17 protein-coding genes are annotated in these 19,471 nt (G+C 69.9%); 11 read left to right on the top strand and 6 right to left on the bottom strand.

Annotated features, from left to right (window positions below; all coding sequences use genetic code 11):
* Positions 1-13: 13 nt before the first annotated feature.
* Positions 14-1,489, bottom strand: coding sequence for a DEAD/DEAH box helicase (locus G6N47_RS01440; RefSeq protein WP_083129881.1), 1,476 nt, complete (start codon positions 1,487-1,489; stop codon positions 14-16).
* 313 nt (positions 1,490-1,802) lie between these two features.
* Here G6N47_RS01440 and G6N47_RS01435 point away from each other — a divergent pair, with 313 nt between their 5' ends.
* On the top strand, positions 1,803-2,498 hold the full coding sequence (locus tag G6N47_RS01435; protein ID WP_083129880.1) for a ferritin-like fold-containing protein: 696 nt from the start codon (positions 1,803-1,805) through the stop codon (positions 2,496-2,498).
* A 9-nt stretch (positions 2,499-2,507) separates the two neighbouring features.
* On the opposite strand, the gene G6N47_RS01430 is transcribed toward G6N47_RS01435, so the two are convergent.
* The gene (locus tag G6N47_RS01430; protein WP_083129879.1) at positions 2,508-3,167 is read right to left on the bottom strand and encodes an MmpS family transport accessory protein; all 660 of its coding nucleotides are present in this window, start codon (positions 3,165-3,167) and stop codon (positions 2,508-2,510) included.
* A 180-nt stretch (positions 3,168-3,347) separates the two neighbouring features.
* Here G6N47_RS01430 and G6N47_RS01425 point away from each other — a divergent pair, with 180 nt between their 5' ends.
* The gene (locus G6N47_RS01425) at positions 3,348-3,590 is read left to right on the top strand and encodes a DUF3107 domain-containing protein (protein ID WP_083129878.1); all 243 of its coding nucleotides are present in this window, start codon (positions 3,348-3,350) and stop codon (positions 3,588-3,590) included.
* Here G6N47_RS01425 and G6N47_RS01420 read toward each other — a convergent pair.
* Positions 3,577-4,233: a TetR/AcrR family transcriptional regulator gene (locus G6N47_RS01420; protein ID WP_083130462.1), complete on the bottom strand. Its 657-nt coding sequence runs from the start codon at positions 4,231-4,233 to the stop codon at positions 3,577-3,579. The genes G6N47_RS01425 and G6N47_RS01420 overlap by 14 nt on opposite strands.
* A 151-nt stretch (positions 4,234-4,384) precedes the next feature.
* Between G6N47_RS01420 and G6N47_RS01415 the strand changes: the two genes are divergently transcribed.
* From G6N47_RS01415 to G6N47_RS01405, 3 genes are all read left to right on the top strand, one after another.
* Entirely contained in the window at positions 4,385-5,437 is a 1,053-nt protein-coding gene (locus tag G6N47_RS01415; RefSeq protein WP_372517492.1) for a DUF3152 domain-containing protein, read from the top strand.
* A gap of 93 nt (positions 5,438-5,530) precedes the next feature.
* A complete protein-coding gene (gene moeZ / locus G6N47_RS01410) occupies positions 5,531-6,709 on the top strand; it encodes an adenylyltransferase/sulfurtransferase MoeZ (RefSeq protein ID WP_083129876.1) in 1,179 nt (392 codons plus the stop codon).
* Positions 6,710-6,745: 36 nt separating this feature from the next.
* On the top strand, positions 6,746-7,600 hold the full coding sequence (locus G6N47_RS01405; protein ID WP_083129875.1) for a TIGR02569 family protein: 855 nt from the start codon (positions 6,746-6,748) through the stop codon (positions 7,598-7,600).
* A gap of 14 nt (positions 7,601-7,614) precedes the next feature.
* Here G6N47_RS01405 and G6N47_RS01400 read toward each other — a convergent pair whose 3' ends face one another.
* Together G6N47_RS01400 and G6N47_RS01395 are read right to left on the bottom strand one after the other, a co-directional pair.
* Complete coding sequence (locus tag G6N47_RS01400) at positions 7,615-7,956, bottom strand: MGMT family protein (protein WP_083129874.1); 342 nt, start codon at positions 7,954-7,956, stop codon at positions 7,615-7,617.
* A gap of 2 nt (positions 7,957-7,958) precedes the next feature.
* Positions 7,959-8,747 carry an alpha/beta fold hydrolase gene (locus G6N47_RS01395; protein ID WP_372517513.1) on the bottom strand — a complete coding sequence of 263 codons (789 nt, stop codon included), beginning with the start codon at positions 8,745-8,747 and terminating at the stop codon, positions 7,959-7,961.
* Between the two features lie 119 nt (positions 8,748-8,866).
* Between G6N47_RS01395 and G6N47_RS01390 the strand changes: the two genes are divergently transcribed.
* Genes G6N47_RS01390 through G6N47_RS01375 form a run of 4 tightly spaced genes read left to right on the top strand, consistent with a single transcriptional unit; the run spans position 8,867 to position 17,069 of the window.
* Positions 8,867-9,997: a hypothetical protein gene (locus tag G6N47_RS01390; protein WP_139799305.1), complete on the top strand. Its 1,131-nt coding sequence runs from the start codon at positions 8,867-8,869 to the stop codon at positions 9,995-9,997.
* 38 nt (positions 9,998-10,035) lie between these two features.
* A complete protein-coding gene (locus G6N47_RS01385; RefSeq protein WP_139799304.1) occupies positions 10,036-10,728 on the top strand; it encodes a hypothetical protein in 693 nt (230 codons plus the stop codon).
* Between the two features lie 54 nt (positions 10,729-10,782).
* A complete protein-coding gene (locus tag G6N47_RS01380) occupies positions 10,783-13,866 on the top strand; it encodes an ATP-dependent helicase (protein ID WP_083129869.1) in 3,084 nt (1,027 codons plus the stop codon).
* A complete protein-coding gene (locus tag G6N47_RS01375) occupies positions 13,863-17,069 on the top strand; it encodes an ATP-dependent helicase (protein WP_083129868.1) in 3,207 nt (1,068 codons plus the stop codon). The genes G6N47_RS01380 and G6N47_RS01375 overlap by 4 nt, the downstream gene beginning before the upstream one ends.
* On the opposite strand, the gene G6N47_RS01370 is transcribed toward G6N47_RS01375, so the two are convergent.
* Positions 17,053-17,442, bottom strand: coding sequence for a DoxX family protein (locus G6N47_RS01370; protein ID WP_083129867.1), 390 nt, complete (start codon positions 17,440-17,442; stop codon positions 17,053-17,055). The genes G6N47_RS01375 and G6N47_RS01370 overlap by 17 nt on opposite strands.
* A 33-nt stretch (positions 17,443-17,475) precedes the next feature.
* Between G6N47_RS01370 and G6N47_RS01365 the strand changes: the two genes are divergently transcribed.
* Together G6N47_RS01365 and nudC are read left to right on the top strand one after the other, a co-directional pair.
* Entirely contained in the window at positions 17,476-18,549 is a 1,074-nt protein-coding gene (locus G6N47_RS01365) for a potassium channel family protein (protein WP_083129866.1), read from the top strand.
* A gap of 2 nt (positions 18,550-18,551) precedes the next feature.
* Positions 18,552-19,469, top strand: a complete 918-nt coding sequence (gene nudC / locus G6N47_RS01360; protein WP_083129865.1) for an NAD(+) diphosphatase — start codon at positions 18,552-18,554, stop codon at positions 19,467-19,469.
* Positions 19,470-19,471: the final 2 nt, after the last annotated feature.

The following is a 19,471-nucleotide window of genomic DNA, read 5'->3' as shown; positions in this document are numbered from 1 at the left end:
GCGGCGCGCCGACTCAGCCGGCGTTGGCGGCGACCTCCGCCGCCTTGCGGGGCCGACGGCGCCGACGGCGGCGGCCGCTGTGCGAGCCCTCGCCGGCGGGAGCTTCGGCCGGCGCGTCACCGTTGGTGGCGGCGACGGGGTGCCCGGTTACCGGCTTGCCGCCGCGGGTGCGTCGCCGTGACCGGGTGCTCTTGCGGGCCGGTTTGTCCTCGCTAGCGGCGGCTTTCTTGGCCTGCTGTTTGCGGGGCGCTCCGACCGTGCCGCGGGCCTCGGTCGGGATGTCCAGCTCGGTGTAAAGGTGCGGCGAGCTGGAGTACGTTTCGGCCGGGTCGGGGCAGCCCAGGTCGAGCGCCTTGTCGATCATCGCCCAGCGGGCCAGCTCGTCCCAGTCCACCAAAGTGACGGCGACGCCAGTGCGCCCGGCTCGTCCGGTGCGGCCGATGCGGTGGACATAGGTCTTCTCGTCGTCGGGGCACTGGTAGTTGATGACGTGGGTGACGTCGTCGATGTCGATACCGCGGGCGGCCACGTCGGTGGCAACCAGCACGTCGATGCCGCCGGCGCGAAATGCCTTGAGCGCCTTTTCTCTTGCGATCTGGCCGAGATCGCCGTGCACGGCGCCGACAGCGAATCCGCGCTCAGCCAGCTCGTCGGCGACCTTCTGGGCCGTGCGCTTGGTGCGAGTGAAGATCATCGTGGCGCCGCGGCTCCGGGCCTGCAGTATCCGGCTCACCAATTCGATCTTGTCCAGCGCATGCGCGCGGTAGACGAACTGCTCGGTGGCGTCGTGCACCGCCGAGGCCTGCGGCGCCTCCGCGCGGATGTGGGTCGGCTGGTTCATGAACGTGCGGGCCAGCGTGATGATCGGGTCCGGCATGGTCGCCGAGAAGAGCATCGACTGCCGGTCGTCGGGGATCTGGCGCAGGATGCGCTCGATGTCGGGCAGAAAGCCGAGGTCCAGCATCTCGTCGGCCTCGTCGAGCACCAGCACCGCCAGCCCGCCCAGCTGCAGGTGGCCCTGCTGGGCCAGGTCGAGCAGCCGGCCCGGCGTGCCGACCACCACGTCGGCGCCGGCGCGCAGCGACTCGATCTGCGGCTCGTAGGGGCGACCGCCGTAGATGGAGACCACTGACAGCCGCCGGCCGCCGTCGGCGTGCAGGTGTTTGGCCGCGGTCGCCAGGTCGCCGGAGACCTGCAGGCACAGCTCGCGGGTGGGTACGACGACCAGCGCCCGCGGGATGCCGCTCAGTGGGCGGTCGGTATCGGGGTCGGTGATGCGCTGCAGCAGCGGCACGCCGAAGCCGAAGGTCTTGCCCATGCCGGTGCGGGCCTGGCCGATCACGTCGTCGCCGGCAAGCGCCAGCGGCAGCGTGAGCTCCTGGATAGCAAAGGGGTGTTCGATGCCTTCTTCGGCGAGTGCGCGCACTATTTCGTCGCGAACTCCAAGGCTGGCAAACGTGAGGTGAGGTGCGTGAGTAACGGGAGTCATGCGTATGCGGGTGTGCCTCTCGGTATCGGTTTCGATCAGGTCGTTTTGCGGGTCACGCGCGCACGAGCTGAGTGTCGAATCCGATGCCGGTTCGCGGGGCCCTGCTCTTTCACAGGCGGGCCGACTGCGTGCACGCACATTTCGCGGGTAGCGGCGGTAAGGATTTACCGCCACCACCGATGTCCATGATAGCTGGTCGGCCGCGGACTCCCGCCGGACGCACCGGGTCGCCACTTACGGGGCCTCGTGGCGATCGCAAGCGCGGCGAATGCCGGGCGCGGCGGGTCGCCACCTACGGGCCTACAGTGTTGCCATGTCCTCGCTGTCGCGCGCCGACGAATTGGCCGATCCGCCCCCGCCACGACTTCCGGCCGATCATCCCGGGGTCAACGAATTGTTCGCGCTGCTGGCGTACGGCGAGGTCGCTGCTTTCTACCGGCTCACCGACGAGGCGCGGATGGCGCCGGACCTTCGTGGCCGGATTTCCATGGCCCGCATGGCGGCGGCGGAAATGGGGCACTACGAGCTGCTGCGCGAAGCCCTGGAACGGCGTGGCGTCGACGTCGTATCGGCGATGTCCAAATACGCCTCCGCGCTCGATGACTACCACCGGCTGACGACGCCGAGCACGTGGTTGGAGGCGCTGGTCAAGACCTATGTCGGCGACGCGCTGGCTGCCGACCTCTACCTCGAAATCGCCGACGGCCTGCCCGACGAGGTGGCCGACGTGGTGCGCGCGACGCTGTCGGAGACCGGGCACTCGCAGTTCGTGGTCGCCGAGGTGCGCGCAGCGGTGAACAGCAGCGCCAAACAACGCAGCCGGCTGGCGTTGTGGTCGCGCCGGCTGCTCGGGGAAGCAATCACGCAGGCGCAGTACGTGTTGGCCGACCATGACGAGCTGGTCGACTTGGTGGTCTCGGGGACCGACGGATTGACGCAGCTGACGGGTTTCTTCGACCGGTTGCAGCACACCCACGACGAACGGATGCGCGAACTGGGTCTCGCTTAGCGAGCCGGCCTAACGGGCGCAGGTCGCGATGATCGTGTTGTTGGCTGAAACAGCCACCGGCTGACCCTGCGCGTCGGTGATCTCGCAGTTGAGCCGACCCGTAAGACTGGTCGCCACAACGGATTTCGTTTGCACGCCGGGGTTGAGCACCACGGCCTTCGACCAGGGCAACGACACGTTCAGGTCGGTGCGCGGCAGGCCCTGCTCGTCGGTGTAGACGATGTTGACCAGGTCGAGCATCCCCTTGGTGCCGGTCACCCGGTAGACGACGGTGTTCGGGCTCGCCGGCGGTAATGGCGCCGGGGCGGCCTCCGGCGGTGGCGCCGTGGTGGGCGCCTCGGTGGGGCTGGCCGTGACGCTGGGCTGCCGCGGGGGCGGCGTCACCGTGGTGACCGTCTCCGGTGGCAGCGACGCGCTGGGCGGTGACGTCGGCCGCGGCGTGGCGATCACCGTGCGGGTGGGCGGCGCCACCGTGGCCGTCGTCGAGGTGCTGTCGCCGCCGTTGAGGATCACGACAGTGGCGATCACGGCCAGCACGAACACGGCGGCGGCGATCACGGCCACCGGACGCCAGCGTTGATCGGCCGGCTCGACCAGATCGTCGTCCGGGTAGGTCTCGTAGACCAGCTCGTCTGGGTAGTCCTGGATCTCGGTATCCAAGTGATTCATGGTGCTGATGGTGCAGATGTTATCGATGCTGGCGGACCCGGGTGCCGGGCGGCGCCGGTGTGTTGGTCACGATTTGGCGACACTCATGCTCGCGAACGCTTGGCGCCGACCGGCTTTCACGACCGCCCTGGACCGTCCACTAGCCTGCATGCTGAGAACGTCTACAGGGAAGGGGCCGGCGTGGAGGTCAAGATCGGTATCACGGACAGCCCGCGGGAGCTGGTCTTCACCAGTGCGCAGACGCCCAGCGAGGTCGAAGAACTGGTCAGCGCCGCGCTGCGAAAAGACTCCGAGGTGCTGAGCCTGACCGACGAGAAGGGCCGTCGCTTCCTGATCCAGACCGCCAAGATCGCCTACGTCGAAATCGGGGTTGCCGACGCGCGCCGCGTCGGCTTCGGGATCGGCGCCGCTAGGAGCGGGTAAGCGGCACGTGCGATAGCCCGCCCCAGGCGAACTGCACAGTGCCCTCCACCGCTTCTTCCTTGGAAATCGGGCGGTCGGTGTCCAGCCAGTACCGGGCGCAATCGACGCTGAGCGCCACGAGGCCGACGGCGATCATCCGGGCCCGATGCGGATCCAACCCGGAGTCGGCGCTGATGAGGTCGAACACCGCGTCGGTGCACGACTCGGTGGCCACCCGCACCTGGGCGGCGACCTGTGGCTCGGTGACGTAGTCGTTGTCGAAGATCAGCCGGTAGCCCTGGCCGTCGTGCTCGATGAAGTCGAAGAACGCCTGTACCGCTGCGCGTAAGCGCTGCCGGTTGTCGGTCGTGGTGCGCAGGGCCTGCCGCACGCCGGACACCAGATTTTCGACATGCCGCTGCAGCACCGCCAAATACAGCTCTAGTTTGCTCGAAAAGTGTTGGTAGAGAACTGGTTTGCTGACTCCAGCTCGGTCCGCGATCTCGTCCATGCCGGCCGCGTGATAGCCGCGGTCGACGAAAACCTCGCTGGCAGCGACGAGCAATTGGCCGCGACGCTCGTCACGGGGCAGCCGATTACCACGCCTGGCGGGGGCGACAGAGTCCGCCGTCCGCCTTGCGGCTGCGTTGGCGAGATCGCTCATCAAGTCCTCAATCTGCTTGGTTGGCCACGTATCGTCGGCCACGTTCGTCGCAACGACACTACTACCCGTACCTCCGCAGGCTTGTTATTGATGCTGCCGACGCTTTTCCGGGCACGCCAAGAGTCCCTGCTAGCGGCATCCTCAGCAGGGAATGTGCGATCCTGAGGCGATGACTTACGACTCGGAGCGGCGTGGGGGCGGTCCGGTACCGGTCCTCCGCGACGACTGGCGAGAACCGCTGCGCGCGCAGCGGGATCCGCTCGCCTGGAGCTCCGGGCGGACTCGTTCCAACCGGGACAGGCCGCGCCAGTGGCGCAAACAAACTTGGCTGGGCCGGTTCGTGTCGACCTACGGTTGGCGTGCCTATGCGCTGCCCGCGCTGACGGCGCTGACCGCGGTGGTGTTGTACCAGACGGCGACCGGGACCAGCGCGCCGCCTCCAGCATCGAAGGATCCGGCGCAGGGCCCCCCGGCGATCGGGTCGGTGGGTACGGCGATCATCGATGCGCCGCCGCGGGGCCTGACCGTGTTCGACGCCAATCTGCCCACGGGGATGCTGCCGGACGGCGGCGCGTTCACTCAGGCCGGGGACAAGACGTGGCGTGTCCTTGCGGGCACCACACCCCAGATCGGGCAGGGCGCGGCAAAGGTGTTTCGCTACACCGTGGAGGTCGAAAACGGGATCGATCCGGCCGCGTTCGGCGGTGACGACGCGTTCGCCCGCATGGTCGACCAGACATTGGCCAATCCCAAGAGCTGGACGCACAATCCGCAATTCGCCTTCATCCGGATCGACGCAAGCGCCCCGGGCAGCCCCGACTTCCGAATCTCGCTGAGCTCTCCGATGACGGTACGCGAGGGCTGCGGCTACGAATTCCCGTTGGAAACATCCTGTTACAACCCGTCGTACGGTCCCGAGGGACAGCCGCGAGTATTCATCAACGAAGCCCGATGGGTGCGCGGCGCCGTGCCGTTCGAGGGCGACGTCGGTTCCTACCGGCAGTACGTGATCAACCACGAGGTCGGCCACGCGATCGGCTATCTGCGTCACGAGTCGTGTGACGCGCAGGGCGGGCTGGCCCCGGTGATGATGCAGCAGACGTTTTCCACGTCGGATAACGACGCCGCGAAGTTCGACCCGGAGTGGGTCAAGCCCGACGGTAAGACCTGCCGATTCAATCCGTGGCCCTATCCGATTGCCTGAGCGGCCGGGAAGCTTCTGCCGCTGTTTGCCGTTGATCCGGGCACCTGCTGTGATTAATAGACAGCAATCGAAAAGCAACGCTAGGAGATATCGGTGTCGACGTCGTTGCCACCGCTGGTTGAGCCGGCCGCCGAGCTGACGCGGGAGGAAGTCGCGCGCTACAGCCGGCATCTGATCATTCCGGACGTGGGGGTCGACGGGCAGAAGCGGCTCAAAAACGCGCGGGTCCTGGTGATCGGCGCGGGCGGACTGGGCGCACCGGCGCTGCTGTACCTGGCGGCCGCCGGGGTAGGCACCATCGGCATCGTCGACTTCGACGTCGTCGACGAATCCAACCTGCAGCGCCAGATCATTCACGGTGTGTCCGACATCGGCCGCTCCAAGGCGCAGTCCGCGCGCGACTCGATCGCCGAGATCAACCCGCTCGTCGAGGTGCGGCTGCATGAGGTTCGCCTCGAGCCGGACAACGCCGTCGAGCTGTTCGAGCAGTACGACCTGATCCTGGACGGCACCGATAACTTCGCCACCAGGTATCTGGTCAACGATGCCGCCGTGCTGGCGCACAAGCCCTACGTGTGGGGGTCGATCTACCGCTTCGAGGGCCAGGTGTCGGTGTTCTGGGAGGACGCCCCCGACGGCCGGGGCCTCAACTACCGCGATCTGTACCCCGAGCCCCCGCCGCCCGGCATGGTGCCGTCCTGCGCCGAAGGCGGTGTGCTGGGCATCCTGTGCGCGTCGATCGCATCGGTGATGGGCACCGAGGCCATCAAACTCATCACTGGGATTGGCGAGCCGCTGCTGGGCCGGTTGATGGTCTACGACGCGCTGGAAATGAGCTATCGCACGATCTCGATCCGCAAGGACCCGTCGACACCGAAGATCACCGAACTGATCGACTACGACCAGTTCTGCGGCGTGGTGTCCGATGAGGCCGCCGACGCCGCCGCCGAGGCCACGATCACCCCGCGCGAGCTGCGCGAGTTGCTGGACTCCGGCAAGAAGGTTGCGCTCATCGACGTGCGCGAGCCGGTGGAGTGGGACATCAACCACATCGACGGTGCCCAGCTGATCCCGCAGTCGTTGATCAACTCCGGAGAGGGCCTGGCCCAGCTGCCGCAGGACCGGATCCCGGTGTTGTATTGCAAGACGGGTGTGCGCTCGGCCGAGGCGTTGGCGGCGGTGAAAAAGGCCGGTTTCTCCGACGCCGTTCACTTGCAGGGCGGCATCGTCGCCTGGGCGCAGCAAATGCAGCCCGACATGGTCATGTACTAACCGAGAACCCCAGCTCACGGCGATTAGGCTGGTCGCGTGACTGTCGAACCGCCGCCCGAGCATGTGTTGGCGGCGTTCGGTGTGAGCGGTGTGCGTCCGGTGCCGCTGGGCGGCAGTTGGGAAGGCGGTTGGCGGTGCGGCGAAGTCGTGCTGTCGATGGTGGCCGACCATGCCCGCGCGGCGTGGTCGGCAAAGGTTCGCGAAACGTTGTTCGTCGACGGGATACGCCTGGCCCGTCCCGTCCGGTCGACCGACGGGCGCTACGTGGTTGCCGGGTGGCGCGCCGACACGTTCGTGGCCGGCGTACCCGAGCCCCGGCACGACGAGGTCGTTTCCGCGGCGGTCCGGCTGCACGAGGCCACCGGCAAACTCGAACGTCCACGATTCCTGACCCAAGGTCCCACCGCGCCGTGGGCCGACGTCGACGTCTTCATCGCCGCCGACCGGGCGGCCTGGGAAGACCGGCCGCTGGCGTCGGTGCCGCCGAACGCGCGGATCGCGCCGCCGTCGGCTGACGGGCAGCGATCGATCGAACTGATCCAGCAGCTGGCCGGTCTGCGGCGACGCACCAAGAGCCCGAGTCAGCTGGTGCACGGCGACCTCTACGGGACGGTGCTTTTCGCGGGCGCGGCCGCGCCGGGAATCACCGACATCACCCCCTATTGGCGGCCGGCGTCGTGGGCCGCGGGAGTGGTGGTCGTCGACGCGCTGTCGTGGGGCGAAGCCGACGACGGGCTCATCGAGCGCTGGAATGCCCTGCCGGAGTGGCCGCAGATGTTGTTGCGGGCGTTGATATTTCGGCTCGCCGTCCACGCGCTGCACCCGCGTTCGACAGCGGAGGCCTTTCCGGGGCTGGCCCGCACCGCGGCGCTGGTCCGGCTCATCCTTTAACCGCGAAAGTGCAACTACCGACGCGTTTCTCGAGAGGGGCTGTCGCTAGTGCACTCTCGCGGGAACTCATGTCGGACGTCCGCCAGCGCGACCCGCCCATCGTCAGCCAGAACCCCTTCGGCGCGAAGCAGTTCCAGCTGCCGAGTGGCCAGATGTCTTGCGGGCCGGCCCGATGCGGTGATCACCCGGTGCCAGGGCAGGTCGGAGGAATCCGTGCGCATGATCCAGCCGACAATCCGTGGGCTGGAAAGGCCTGCGGCAGAAGCGATATCACCATAGGTGGCGACCCGCCCGGGCGGGATTGCGGCCACCAGGGCCCGCACCCGCTCGACCTGTTCGTCGCTCACCTTCGCCATTCTCAACGCATCCGTTCGCGAACCAGTGCGGCGACCTCGGCCGGTTTGGCCTGCGCCACCATGTGTTCGCAGTCCAAGTCGACCAGCCGGAATTCGGGTCCCAGCCGGTCACGCAGGCCGGAGATGAGCTCGTCGCCGACATACGGCGGCGATGTCCACCTGGCGCGCACCAGCGTCGTGCCTATCCCTTTCGGCGGCAACACAATCGGGCGGGCCAGCTCACTCCAGTAGGACATCATCGCCGGCAAGCTGATCCGCCAGCCGTAGCGTCCGCTCGGCAGCGCGACGAGGTGCTCCTCGAGTTCGGCGTCGAGCACCGCCGGGTCCACATCCGCCCATGAACCCGTCGCCTTCTCGGCGCGGGCTTCCGCGGCGTCCGGGTAGTCGGGGGAGGCCAGCATCGCGTCGGCGATCTCGCGCATCCATGCGCCGTCCAGACCGATCGCGGGATCGAGCAGCACCAGCGCCGCAACCCGGTCGGGGTGCGCGGCGGCCAAATGCAGCGCGACCGCGCCGCCGAAGGAATGCCCGACCACCACCACCGGGGCGTCGGCCTGCTCCTTCAGCAGCGTGGCCAGCGCCGCGACGTTGGCGTCGATGCTCCACGGCGCGGCATACGACGACCTGCCATGCCCGAGCAGGTCGGGCGCGGCCACGGCGACCTCCGGCAGGTGCTGCGTCGCCAGCGGTTGCCAGCGCCGCCCGTGACCCGTCAGACCGTGGATCGCCAGCAGCCGCACCGGCCCGGGCGGGCCGTAGCGATGTACGTGCAGCTCGCTCACCTGTCGAATGGTGCCAGCCGGCCACAACCGCCCCGAATGCGCCTGCCCCCAAAAATGTGTCAATAAGCTGGTGAGCTGGGCAGTAATGTTGATCTGCACACCCGGCACACTCCGAGAGAGGTCGCGTGATGGGCGTCCCGCCTGACAGCAGCCCGTACGGGTCACAGACGTTGATGGGTCCTGCGTGGCCCAACGTCGATGAGGAACAACTCACGGCCGCAGCGGAGCAGCACGAGCAGCTGGCAATGCATCTGACCGGAACCGTGGTGCCGCAGCTGCAGGGGCAGTGGACCAACATGTCCAACAGCTGGTCGGGTACCGCGGCGACGGCGGCGCTGGGCGAGGCCAGCACGATCATCAGCGGCCACGAGATGAACGCCGCCCAGGCACAGGCGATTGCGATGCAGTTGCACGCGATGGCGGCCGCCGTGACCCAGACCAAGGCGATGGTGAATGCGACCGCACAAGAGATTCAGCACATGTGCGAAGCCATCGAGGCCATGCCGATCCAGAACAAGGAAGAGCTGCTGCAAAGCGCGATCAAATTGGGTCAATCGCAGAACATGGCCGACGTGTCGGCCAGCACCGGCGAGCTCGCCAGCCAGCTCGGCGTGCCTGCGGTGAATCCGGCCGGGATACCCATCCCGCCCGGCGGCGTGCCCGGGGCAGGGCAGGCCAGCAAAGATGCGCAGGAGGCCGGAAAGACCGGTGGCCAGGGCGGGCAGCAGATTATGCAGATGATGAGCGGGATGGTCGGCCAGATCGGGCAGGTCCCGCAGCAGCTCAGCAAGATGGTCAGCGGACAAGGGCTGCAGCAGCTGACCCAGCCGTTGCAGCAGATCTCGTCGATGTTCGGCCAGCTCGGCAAAGGCGGCGGTGGCGGAGGCGGCGGAGCGGGCGCGGCGCCGTTTGCCGCTTTCAGCAACCACCCGGCGGCGGGCGGTTCCGGCCCGAGGGCCGGTGGAGGTCTGATGCATGGGGCGTCGGTGCCCGGCTCCGGCGGCAGCTCGCCACGGACCCCGCTGATGGCCAAACTGGTCGACAAGCACGCCACGGTCTCGCCGACTGCGGTGGAGGAGGGCGCGGTTGCGGGTAGCACGGCAACCGCTGGGGCGGCACCGGTGGCTGCCGGCGGCGCCATGGGCGGCATGGGCATGATGGGCCACCGCGAGACCAGCGGGGGCACGCGGGCGGGGCTGGCGGTTCCGACGCCGCTCGACCACGATCTTTCCGAGGATGAGGGCGACGATGACTGGTGAGCCTGGTGGGCGGCGAAGCATGACGAGGAGGCGGTCTTATGAGCTCGTTTGAGAGGTCCGGGCCCCAGTCCTGGGATCCGGCGTCGGGAATCCAGCTACCACCGATGCCGACGATTCCGCCCGGCGATGACCTCATGAGCCAGACGATCTCGGCGGCCCTGCCGACGCTGGCCGCTCCATTGGAAGCCAATATGGCGATGCTGCAGGGCAAGGAAACAATGTTCTCCGGCAAAGTGGCCGCCTCGAACGTGGCCTATCAGGGTTCCGAGGAGTCGGGCGAGCAGGGCGTGATGCAGATCGTGCAGATGCTGGGCCAGATGGCGGGCCAAGCCGGCCAGATGGGTGAAATGGCCGGTGCGCCGGGGCAAATGCTCGGCCAGATGGGCGGTCAGTTCAGTCAGCTGATGCAGCCGATGATGCAGGTGTTCCAAGGCGCCGGGCACGGCGGGCAGGGCCAGACACCCGGCGCACCCGGTGCGGGCGGCGGCGGTGCCGGTGTCGGGCAGGTTCCGGGCGGTATGGCCGGGACCCAGCAGCAAGGACGCGACGACGAGGCCCCGGCTCAGGCGCAGCCGCAGCCGCAGCACAACGCGGACCGGGACGACCAGGCGATGGCCGGACCACAGGCCGGCCCCGGCGAGACCCGGCACGGCTTGACGCCGCCGCCTGTGTTCCCGCACGAGCAGCCCCGCCACGAGGGCGGCGGGGAGGACCTCGCTCGGCGGGTGTGACCGTCGCCAACCAGGCGGGACCGACTTGTCGGACCCTCGTGATCTCATGCCGTTATGGCAGATCGGTGGGGTCCCGAGGCGCGCACGGTACTGAATCCGGCTCTGCGCGGCCGGATTCGGGTACTCGGAGGCCCGGGCACCGGTAAGAGCAGCCTGCTGGTCGACGCCGCGGCCGCGCGCATCGCGGACGGTGCCGACCCGGAATCGGTTCTGTTGCTGACGGGTTCGGGCCGCATCGCCGGCCGCGCGCGCAGCGCGTTGACAACGCAGTTGTTGCGGTCGCGGAGGGACGCTGCCGGGACCGTCGTGATTCGCGAGCCGCTGGTGCGCACCGTGCACAGTTACGCCTTCGCTGTGCTGCGGCTGGCCGCGCAGCGCGCCGGCGGGCCCCCTCCGCGGCTGGTCACCAGCGCCGAACAAGACGCAATCATCGCCGAGCTGCTCGCCGGTGACCTGCAAGACGGTTCGACGGCGTGGCCCGCCGAACTGCGTCCCGCACTGAGTACCGCAGGGTTCGCCGCCGAGTTGCGGGATCTGTTGGCGCGCTGCGCCGAACGTGGTGTCGACCCGCGGGAGCTGCAGCGGCTGGGCCGGTTGCACGGGCGCCCGGTATGGGCGGCGGCGGGCCGGTTCGCGCGCCAGTACGAACAGGTGATGTTGCTGCGCGCCGCGGTCGGGACGGCGGCCCCGCAGGCCACCACGCCGGCGCTGGGCGCCGCCGAACTGGTCGGGGCCGCCCTCGAGGCCTTCGCCGTCGACCCGGAGTTGCTGGCCGGCGAGCATGCCCGGATCCGGGTCCTGCTGATCGACGACGCCCAGCAACTCGACCCGCAGGCCGCCCGCCTGGTGCGGACATTGGCCGCGGGCGCCGAAGTGACGGTGATCGCCGGCGACCCCAACCAGGCGGTGTTCGGCTTCCGCGGCGGCGACCCGGGCGCCCTGCTGCAGAGCGACGACGGGCCGGCGGTGACGTTGAAGTCGTCGCACCGCTGTGCGCCGGCGGTGGCGCGCGCCGTCTCCGGGATCGCCGGCCGGCTCCCCGGTGGCAGCGAAATCGACTCCGCCGCAACAGATCCCGGTTCGGTGACCGTGCGCCTGGCCGCCTCCGAGCATGCGGAGGCGGCGCTGATCGCCGACGCGCTGCGGCGCGCCCACCTCGTCGACGGGCTGCCGTGGTCACAGATGGCGGTCATCGTCAGATCGGTGCCGCGCGCCGCGGCGGGGCTGGCGCATGCGCTGACCCGGGCCGGCGTCCCGGTGGCCATGCCGACTTCCGGCGGCCTGCTGTGGCAACAGCCCGCGGCGCGGGCGCTGCTGACCGTGCTGGCAGCCACCGTCGACGGGCTGGACGGCGGGCACGCACTGGCGTTGCTGACCGGGCCGATCGGCCGGGTCGACCCGGTGACGCTTCGCCAACTGCGCCGGGCGCTGCGCCGCAGCGCACCCGAGCGCGACGTCGACGACCTGCTGGTGTCGGCGCTGACCGGGGATCTGCCGGCACTGTCCGCGGCGCAGGCCCGCCCGCTGCGACGGGTCCGCGCGGTACTCGACGCCGCCGCCCGCTGCCATCGCGACGGCCAGGATCCGCGCGACACGCTGTGGGCGGCGTGGCAGCGCTCGGGTCTGCAGCGTCGCTTGCTGGCGGCGGCTGAGCGCGGCGGCGCGGCCGGTGCCCAGGCCGACCGCGACCTCGACGCGGTGACGACGCTGTTCGAGGTCACCGACCAATACGTGTCGCGCACCGCCGGTGCATCGCTGCGCGGGCTACTCGACCACGTCGGTGCGCTGCAGCTGCCCGCGACACGCCCCGAGCCGGGCATAGCCGAACAGGTCAGCGTGCTCAGCGCGCACGCCGCACTCGGCCATGAGTGGGACCTGGTGGTCATCGCCGGCCTGCAGGAAGGGTTGTGGCCCAACACAATTCCGCGTGGCGGAGTGCTGAATACCCAGCGGTTGCTCGACGTCCTCGACGGGGTCGGCGAAGATGTGTCACTACGGGCGCCGCTGCTTGCCGAGGAACGACGCCTGTTGGTCGCGGCGATGGGGCGGGCTCGCAAGCGGCTGCTGGTCACTGCCGTCGACGGGGACGGCGGCCAGACCGGCTGCGACAGCGCGCTGCCGTCCCCGTTCTTCGCCGAGATCGCGCAGTGGGCCACCGACGCTGAACCGCTGCCCCCGATCACCGCGCCGCGGGTGTTGTCGGCGGCCGCGGTGGTGGGCCGGCTGCGCGGCGCGGTCTGCGCAGCCGACGGCACGGTGAGTGAGACCGAAAGAGCAAGCGCAGCAACGCAATTGGCACGGCTCGCAAAGGCCGGTGTGCCGGGCGCCGACCCGACCGACTGGTACGGCATGACCCCGGTCAGCACCGCCGAGCCACTGTGGAGCGGCGACGACCACGTGGTCACGCTGACGCCGTCGAGCCTGCAGACGCTGACCGACTGCCCCCTGCGCTGGCTGGCCGAACGCCACGGCGGAACCGACCCCCGCGACCTGCCGTCGGCCATCGGCTCGGTGGTGCACGCGCTGATCGCCGAGTCGGCCGCCAGCGAGCCGCAGCTGATGGCCGCGCTGGACCGGGCCTGGGAACATCTGCCGTTCGGATCGCGCTGGTATGCGGCCAACGAGCTGGCCCGTCACCGCGCGATGCTGCAGACGTTTCTGCAATGGCGGGCCCAGACCCGGCACGCGCTCACCGAGGTGGGCGTCGAGGTCGAGGTCGACGGGGTGGTCGACGGCGTGCGACTGCGCGGCCGGGTCGACCGGCTCGAGCGCGACGCGGCGGGCCGGCTGGTCATCGTCGACGTCAAGACAGGCAAGACACCGGTCAGCAAGGACGACGCGCAGCGGCACGCCCAGCTGGCGGCCTACCAGTTGGCGGTGGCCGGGGGCCTGCTGCCGCACGGCGACGAGCCCGGCGGCGCCCGGCTGGTGTACCCCGGTAGGACGACGGCCGGGGGAGCCACCGAACGCGAGCAGGACCCGCTGACACCGGCAGCGGGCGAAGAGTGGCGCAACCTGATCCGGCAGGCGGCCGCCGCCACCGCCGGGCCGCAGTTCGTCGCCCGCGTCAACGACGGCTGCCCGCACTGCCCGCTGCGGCCCAGCTGCCCGGCCCACACAGACGGGATCGCGACATGACACCCCGCTACACCCCTGCCGAATTAGCCTGCAGCCTCGGGCTTTTCGAACCGACCGAGGAGCAGGCCGCGGTCATCGCCGCGCCGCCGGGGCCGCTGGTGGTCATCGCCGGCGCCGGCGCCGGCAAGACCGAGACCATGGCCGCGCGGGTGGTGTGGCTGGTCGCCAACGGTTACGCGCGACCCGACCAGGTGCTCGGCTTGACGTTCACCCGCAAGGCGGCCGGGCAGCTGCTGCGGCGGGTCCGGTCCCGGCTTGGCCGGCTGGCCGGTGCCGGACTGATCACCGGCGAACCCCCGGGTGCACCGGTGGTCAGCACCTACCACGCGTTCGCCGGGCAGCTGCTGCGCGACCACGGCCTGCTGCTCGGTGTCGAGCCGGACACCCGGCTGCTGTCCGAGACCGAGCTGTGGCAGCTGGCGTTCGAGGTGGTCAACGGCTACCGCGGCGAGCTGCGCACCGACAAGACTCCGGCCGCGGTCACCTCGATGGTGCTGCGGCTGTCCGGCCAGCTCGCCGAGCATCTCGTCGACACCGCGCAGCTGCGCGACACCCACGTCGAACTGGAACGGCTGGTGCACGCGCTGCCGGCCGGCCCGTACCAGCGAGAGCGCGGCCCCAGCCAGTGGCTGCTGCGGATGCTGGCCACCCAGACCGAGCGCGCCGAGCTCGTGCCGCTGATCGAGGAGCTGCATGCGCGGATGCGGGCCGAGAAGGTGATGGACTTCGGCATGCAAATGGCCGCGGCCGCACGGCTGGTGACGACGTTCGGCCAGGTCGGGCAGGAGTTGCGGAGCCGCTACCGGGTGGTGCTGCTCGACGAGTATCAGGACACCGGACACGCCCAGCGCGTCGTGTTGTCGTCGCTGTTCGGCGGCGGCGTCGACGACGATCTGGCGTTGACCGCGGTCGGCGACCCGATCCAGTCGATCTACGGCTGGCGCGGCGCCTCGGCCACCAACCTGCCGCGGTTCACCACCGATTTCCCCCGGCCGGACGGCACGCCGGCGCCCATGCTGGAGCTGCGCACCAGCTGGCGCAACCCGCCGCGGACCTTGCAGGTGGCTAACGCGGTCTCGGCCGAAGCTCGGCGACGATCGGTGGCGGTAAGGCCGCTGCGGGCCCGGCCCAACGCCGCGCCGGGGACCGTGGCCTGCGCGCTGCTGCCCGACGTATGCGCAGAACGGGAGTGGGTCGCCGAGCACCTGCACCAACACTATGAGCGGGCCCGCGCGGCGGGTGTCGCGCCGCCGACCGCCGCAGTCCTGGTGCGCCGCAACGCCGACGCCGCGCCGATGGCCGCGGCGTTGCGGGCCCGCGGCATCCCGGTGGAAGTGGTGGGGCTGGCCGGCCTGCTGTCCGTCCCGGAGGTCGCCGAGGTGGTGGCGATGCTGCGGCTGGTGGCCGACCCGGCCGCCGGTGCGGCGGCCATGCGGGTGCTCACCGGCCCGCGCTGGCGGCTCGGCGGCCGCGACATCGCCGCGCTGTGGCGACGTGCCGTCGCCCTGGATGGTGGTGCACGCCAGGCGAATTCCGTCGAACAGATCGCCGCGTCGGCCGGCCCGGACGCCGACACCGCCAGCCTGGCCGACGCCATCGACGACCCCGGCCCGGAAAGCGAGTATTCGCCGGCCGGGTATCGGCGCATCACCGCACTTGCCGACGAGTTGACCATGCTGCGTGGACATCTCGGCCACACGCTGCCCGACCTGGTCGCCGAGGTACGCCGGGTGCTGGGCGTCGACTGCGAGGTGCGTGCCGCGCAGCCGGTCATCTCTGGGTGCACCGGTACCGAACACCTCGACGCCTTCGCCGACGTGGTCGCGGGCTACGCCGAGCGGGCCGGTAACCCGTCGGCCGAGGGTCTGCTGGCCTACCTGGATGCCGCAGCCGACGTCGAAAACGGTTTGCCGCCGGCGCAAATCACCGTCGCCCGGGATCGGGTCCAGGTGCTCACCGTGCATGCCGCCAAGGGGCTGGAGTGGCAGGTGGTGGCCGTTCCCCATCTGTCGGGCGGCGTGTTCCCGTCGACGGGGTCGGCCCGCACCTGGTTGACCGATGCCGCCGAACTCCCGCCGCTGCTGCGTGGCGATCGCGCCTCGTTGGGCGCGCACGGCGTCCCGGTCCTGGACACCTCGGCGGTCACCAATCGAAAACAGCTGTCGGACACCATCTCTGCGCATCGCCGCCAGCTCGAGCAACGCCGCATGGACGAGGAGCGTCGGCTGCTCTACGTGGCCATCACCCGCGCCGAGGACACGCTGCTGCTGTCCGGCCACCACTGGGGTGCTACCGGGATCAAACCGCGCGGCCCGTCCGATTTCCTGTGCGAGCTCAAGGACGTCATCGAAGGCCACGGCTGCGGCAAGGTCGAACACTGGGCGCCGGCGCCTGCCGACGGTGAACCAAACCCATTGCGCGACAAAGCAATAAAAGCTGTCTGGCCCGTAGACCCGCTGGGTGCGCGACGTGCCGACGTGGAGCGCGGCGCGGCGCTGGTGACCGCCGCCATGGCAACGGCGGAGCCGGCGCCCGCCGATCCCGACGTCGACGCGTTGCTGGCCGAACGGTCGCGCGCCGCGACGCCACCGCCACCGAGCCTGCCCGACCAGCTGTCGGTCAGCAGCCTCGTCGACCTGTCCCGCGACCCGGGCACCGCGATGCAGCGGTTGACGCGCCGGCTGCCCACCCGCCCCGAGCCGCATGCCTTGCTGGGCAACGCGTTTCATGAGTGGGTGCAGCGGCTCTACGGCGCCGAGCGGCTATTCGACCTCGCCGACCTGCCCGGTGCCGCCGACACCGAGACCGCGCAGACCGACGCCGAGGAACTGGCCGCGCTGCAGGCGGCTTTCCTCGCCTCACCCTGGGCGTCACGCACCCCTGTCGCCGTCGAGGTGCCGTTCGAGATGGCCGTCGGCGACACCGTGGTGCGTGGGCGCATCGACGCGGTGTTCGCCGAACCGGACGGCGGCGCCACCGTCGTCGACTGGAAGACCGGCGAGCCGCCGCGGGGCCCGGAGGCCGCGCGACACGCCGCGATCCAGCTGGGCGTCTACCGGCTGGCCTGGGCGGGACTGTCCGGTTGCCCGGAGTCGTTGGTGCGCACCGCTTTTCACTACGTACGCAGCGGCGTCACCGTCGTCCCGGACGCCTTGCCGGGGCACGACGAACTGGCGGCGCTGCTGGCTAAGCAGTCCGCCTGATCTTGAGAGCGGAGGTGATCATCGGGATCTGCAACGGCAACCGGGCCAACGCGACCAGCCGCAGCGGCCACGGCCTGGCCCACCACAGCCGCACCATGTTGACGTTGGCCGGAAACACGGCGACGAACAGCACCGCCGCCGCCAGCGCGCCCAACCGGCGGGTGCTCCTGGCCAGCAGCAGCCCGCCGGTCGCCACCTCGGCCACTCCGGAGGCGTAGGTGTAGAACCGCTGGCTGCCCGGCAGTTCCACCGGGACGATGGTGTCGAAGGGTTTGGGCGCCAGAAAATGCGTGATACCCGTCCCGATGAGCAGGGCACCCATGCGGTAGGCGGGAGCCGCGCTGGCGTCGGGGTGAGCTGTGGTAGCGGTCATGGTTACATTGTGTCGTGCGCCAGCCGATGAACCGTGGCCAGCGCTAGCTGGCGGCGGTGGAGAGGTCTCGACGAGACGCTCACCGCCCAGCCCAGTTACGCACTTGTCGGGGTGCTGCGCATCCCCGGGAGCGAAGCCAGCCCCGTCCGCGTCATCACCCGCCGGGTGACCATCGCCACGGTGGCGCTGTTCGTCGCGACCGTGATCGTCTACCTCGACCGCGGCGGGTACCACGACGCGAACGGCCATCATCCGCTCACGTTCGTGGATTGCCTGTACTACTCGGCGGTGTCGCTGTCGACGACCGGGTACGGCGACATCACCCCGTACACCGAAACCGCGCGCCTGGTTAATGTCGCGATCATCACCCCACTGCGGGTCGCGTTCCTGATCGTGCTGGTCGGGACGACGCTGGAGGTCCTCACCGAAACGTCGCGTCAGGCACTGAAGATCCAGCGTTGGAGGAGCAGAGTGCGGAATCACACCGTGGTCGTCGGCTACGGCACCAAAGGCAAGACGGCGGTCACCGCGATGCTGAGCGACGAGGTACCGGCCGGCGACATCGTCGTCGTCGACACCGACCAGGCCGCGTTGGACCACGCCGCCGCAGCCGGGCTGGTCACCGTGCACGGCGACGCCAGCCGATCCGACGTGCTGCGGCTGGCCGGTGCGCAGCATGCCGCGTCGATCGTCGTCGCCACCAGCCGCGACGACACCGCGGTGCTGGTCACGCTGACCGCCCGCGAAATCGCGCCGAAAGCCAAGATCGTCGCGTCCATCCGGGAAGCCGAAAACCAGCACCTGCTGCGGCAATCGGGCGCCGACTCGGTCGTGGTGTCCTCGGAGACCGCCGGCCGATTGCTCGGCATCGCCACCACGACCCCGAGCGTGGTGGAGATGATCGAGGATCTGCTGACCCCCGACGCCGGGTTCGCCATCGCCGAACGCGAGGTGGAGCAGACGGAAGTCGGTGGGTCGCCGCGACACCTGAGCGACATCGTGCTGGGCGTGGTGCGCGACGGCAACCTGCTGCGGGTCGACGCGCCGGAGGTCGACGCCATCGAGGCCAACGACCGGTTGCTCTACATCCGCAACGTAGGCCGCTAGCAATGGATTTTCAGCTGCAAAGCCTCCCGCTACTGTCGCGCATCGGCGCCGACCGCGCCGACCAGCTGCGCACCGACGTCGACGCGGCCGCCGCCGGCTGGGCCGACGCGGCGCTGCTGCGGGTGGACCACCGCAACCAGGTGCTGGTCGCCGACGGCCGGGTGGTGCTCGGCGCGGCGCGCACGCTGGCCGACAAACCTCCCTCGGACGCCGTGTTTTTGGGCCGCCTCGAGGACGGCCGGCACGTGTGGGCCGTCCGCGGCCCGTTGGAAGCCCCCGAGGGCGGTTCGGCTCAGGTGGCCGATCTTCGCCGGGCCGGCCAACTGTTCGACGACGTCAGCGCGCAGCTGGTGTCGTCGGCCATGGCGTTGCTGAATTGGCATGACAGCGCGCGGTTTTCGGCTGTCGACGGCGCGCCCACCAAACCGATCCGCGCGGGTTGGGCGCGGGTCAACCCGCTGACCGGGCACGAGGAATTCCCGCGGATCGACCCCGCGGTGATCTGCCTTGTCCACGACGGCGGCGACCGCGCGGTGCTGGCCCGGCAGACCGTGTGGCCCATGCGGTTGTTCTCGCTACTGGCCGGCTTTGTCGAGGCCGGTGAATCGTTCGAAACCTGTGTCGCCCGGGAAATCCGGGAGGAAATCGGCCTGACGGTGCGCGACGTGCGCTACCTCGGCAGCCAGCCGTGGCCGTTCCCGCGCTCGCTGATGGTCGGCTTCCACGCCGTGGCCGACCCGGATCAGGAGTTCTCCTTCAACGACGGCGAGATCGCCGAGGCGGCCTGGTTCACCCGCGACGAGGTCCGCGCCGCGCTGGCGGCCGGTGACTGGGGCAGCAGCTCCGACTCGAAATTGCTTCTGCCAGGCTCGGTTTCGATCGCCCGGGTGATCATCGAATCCTGGGCGGCGGCCGGCTGAAC

The organism is Mycobacterium branderi (assembly GCF_010728725.1).
Classification (GTDB): domain Bacteria; phylum Actinomycetota; class Actinomycetes; order Mycobacteriales; family Mycobacteriaceae; genus Mycobacterium; species Mycobacterium branderi.
Note: the sequence above shows the minus strand (reverse complement) of the source record. Positions and strands in the feature narration are given on the sequence as shown.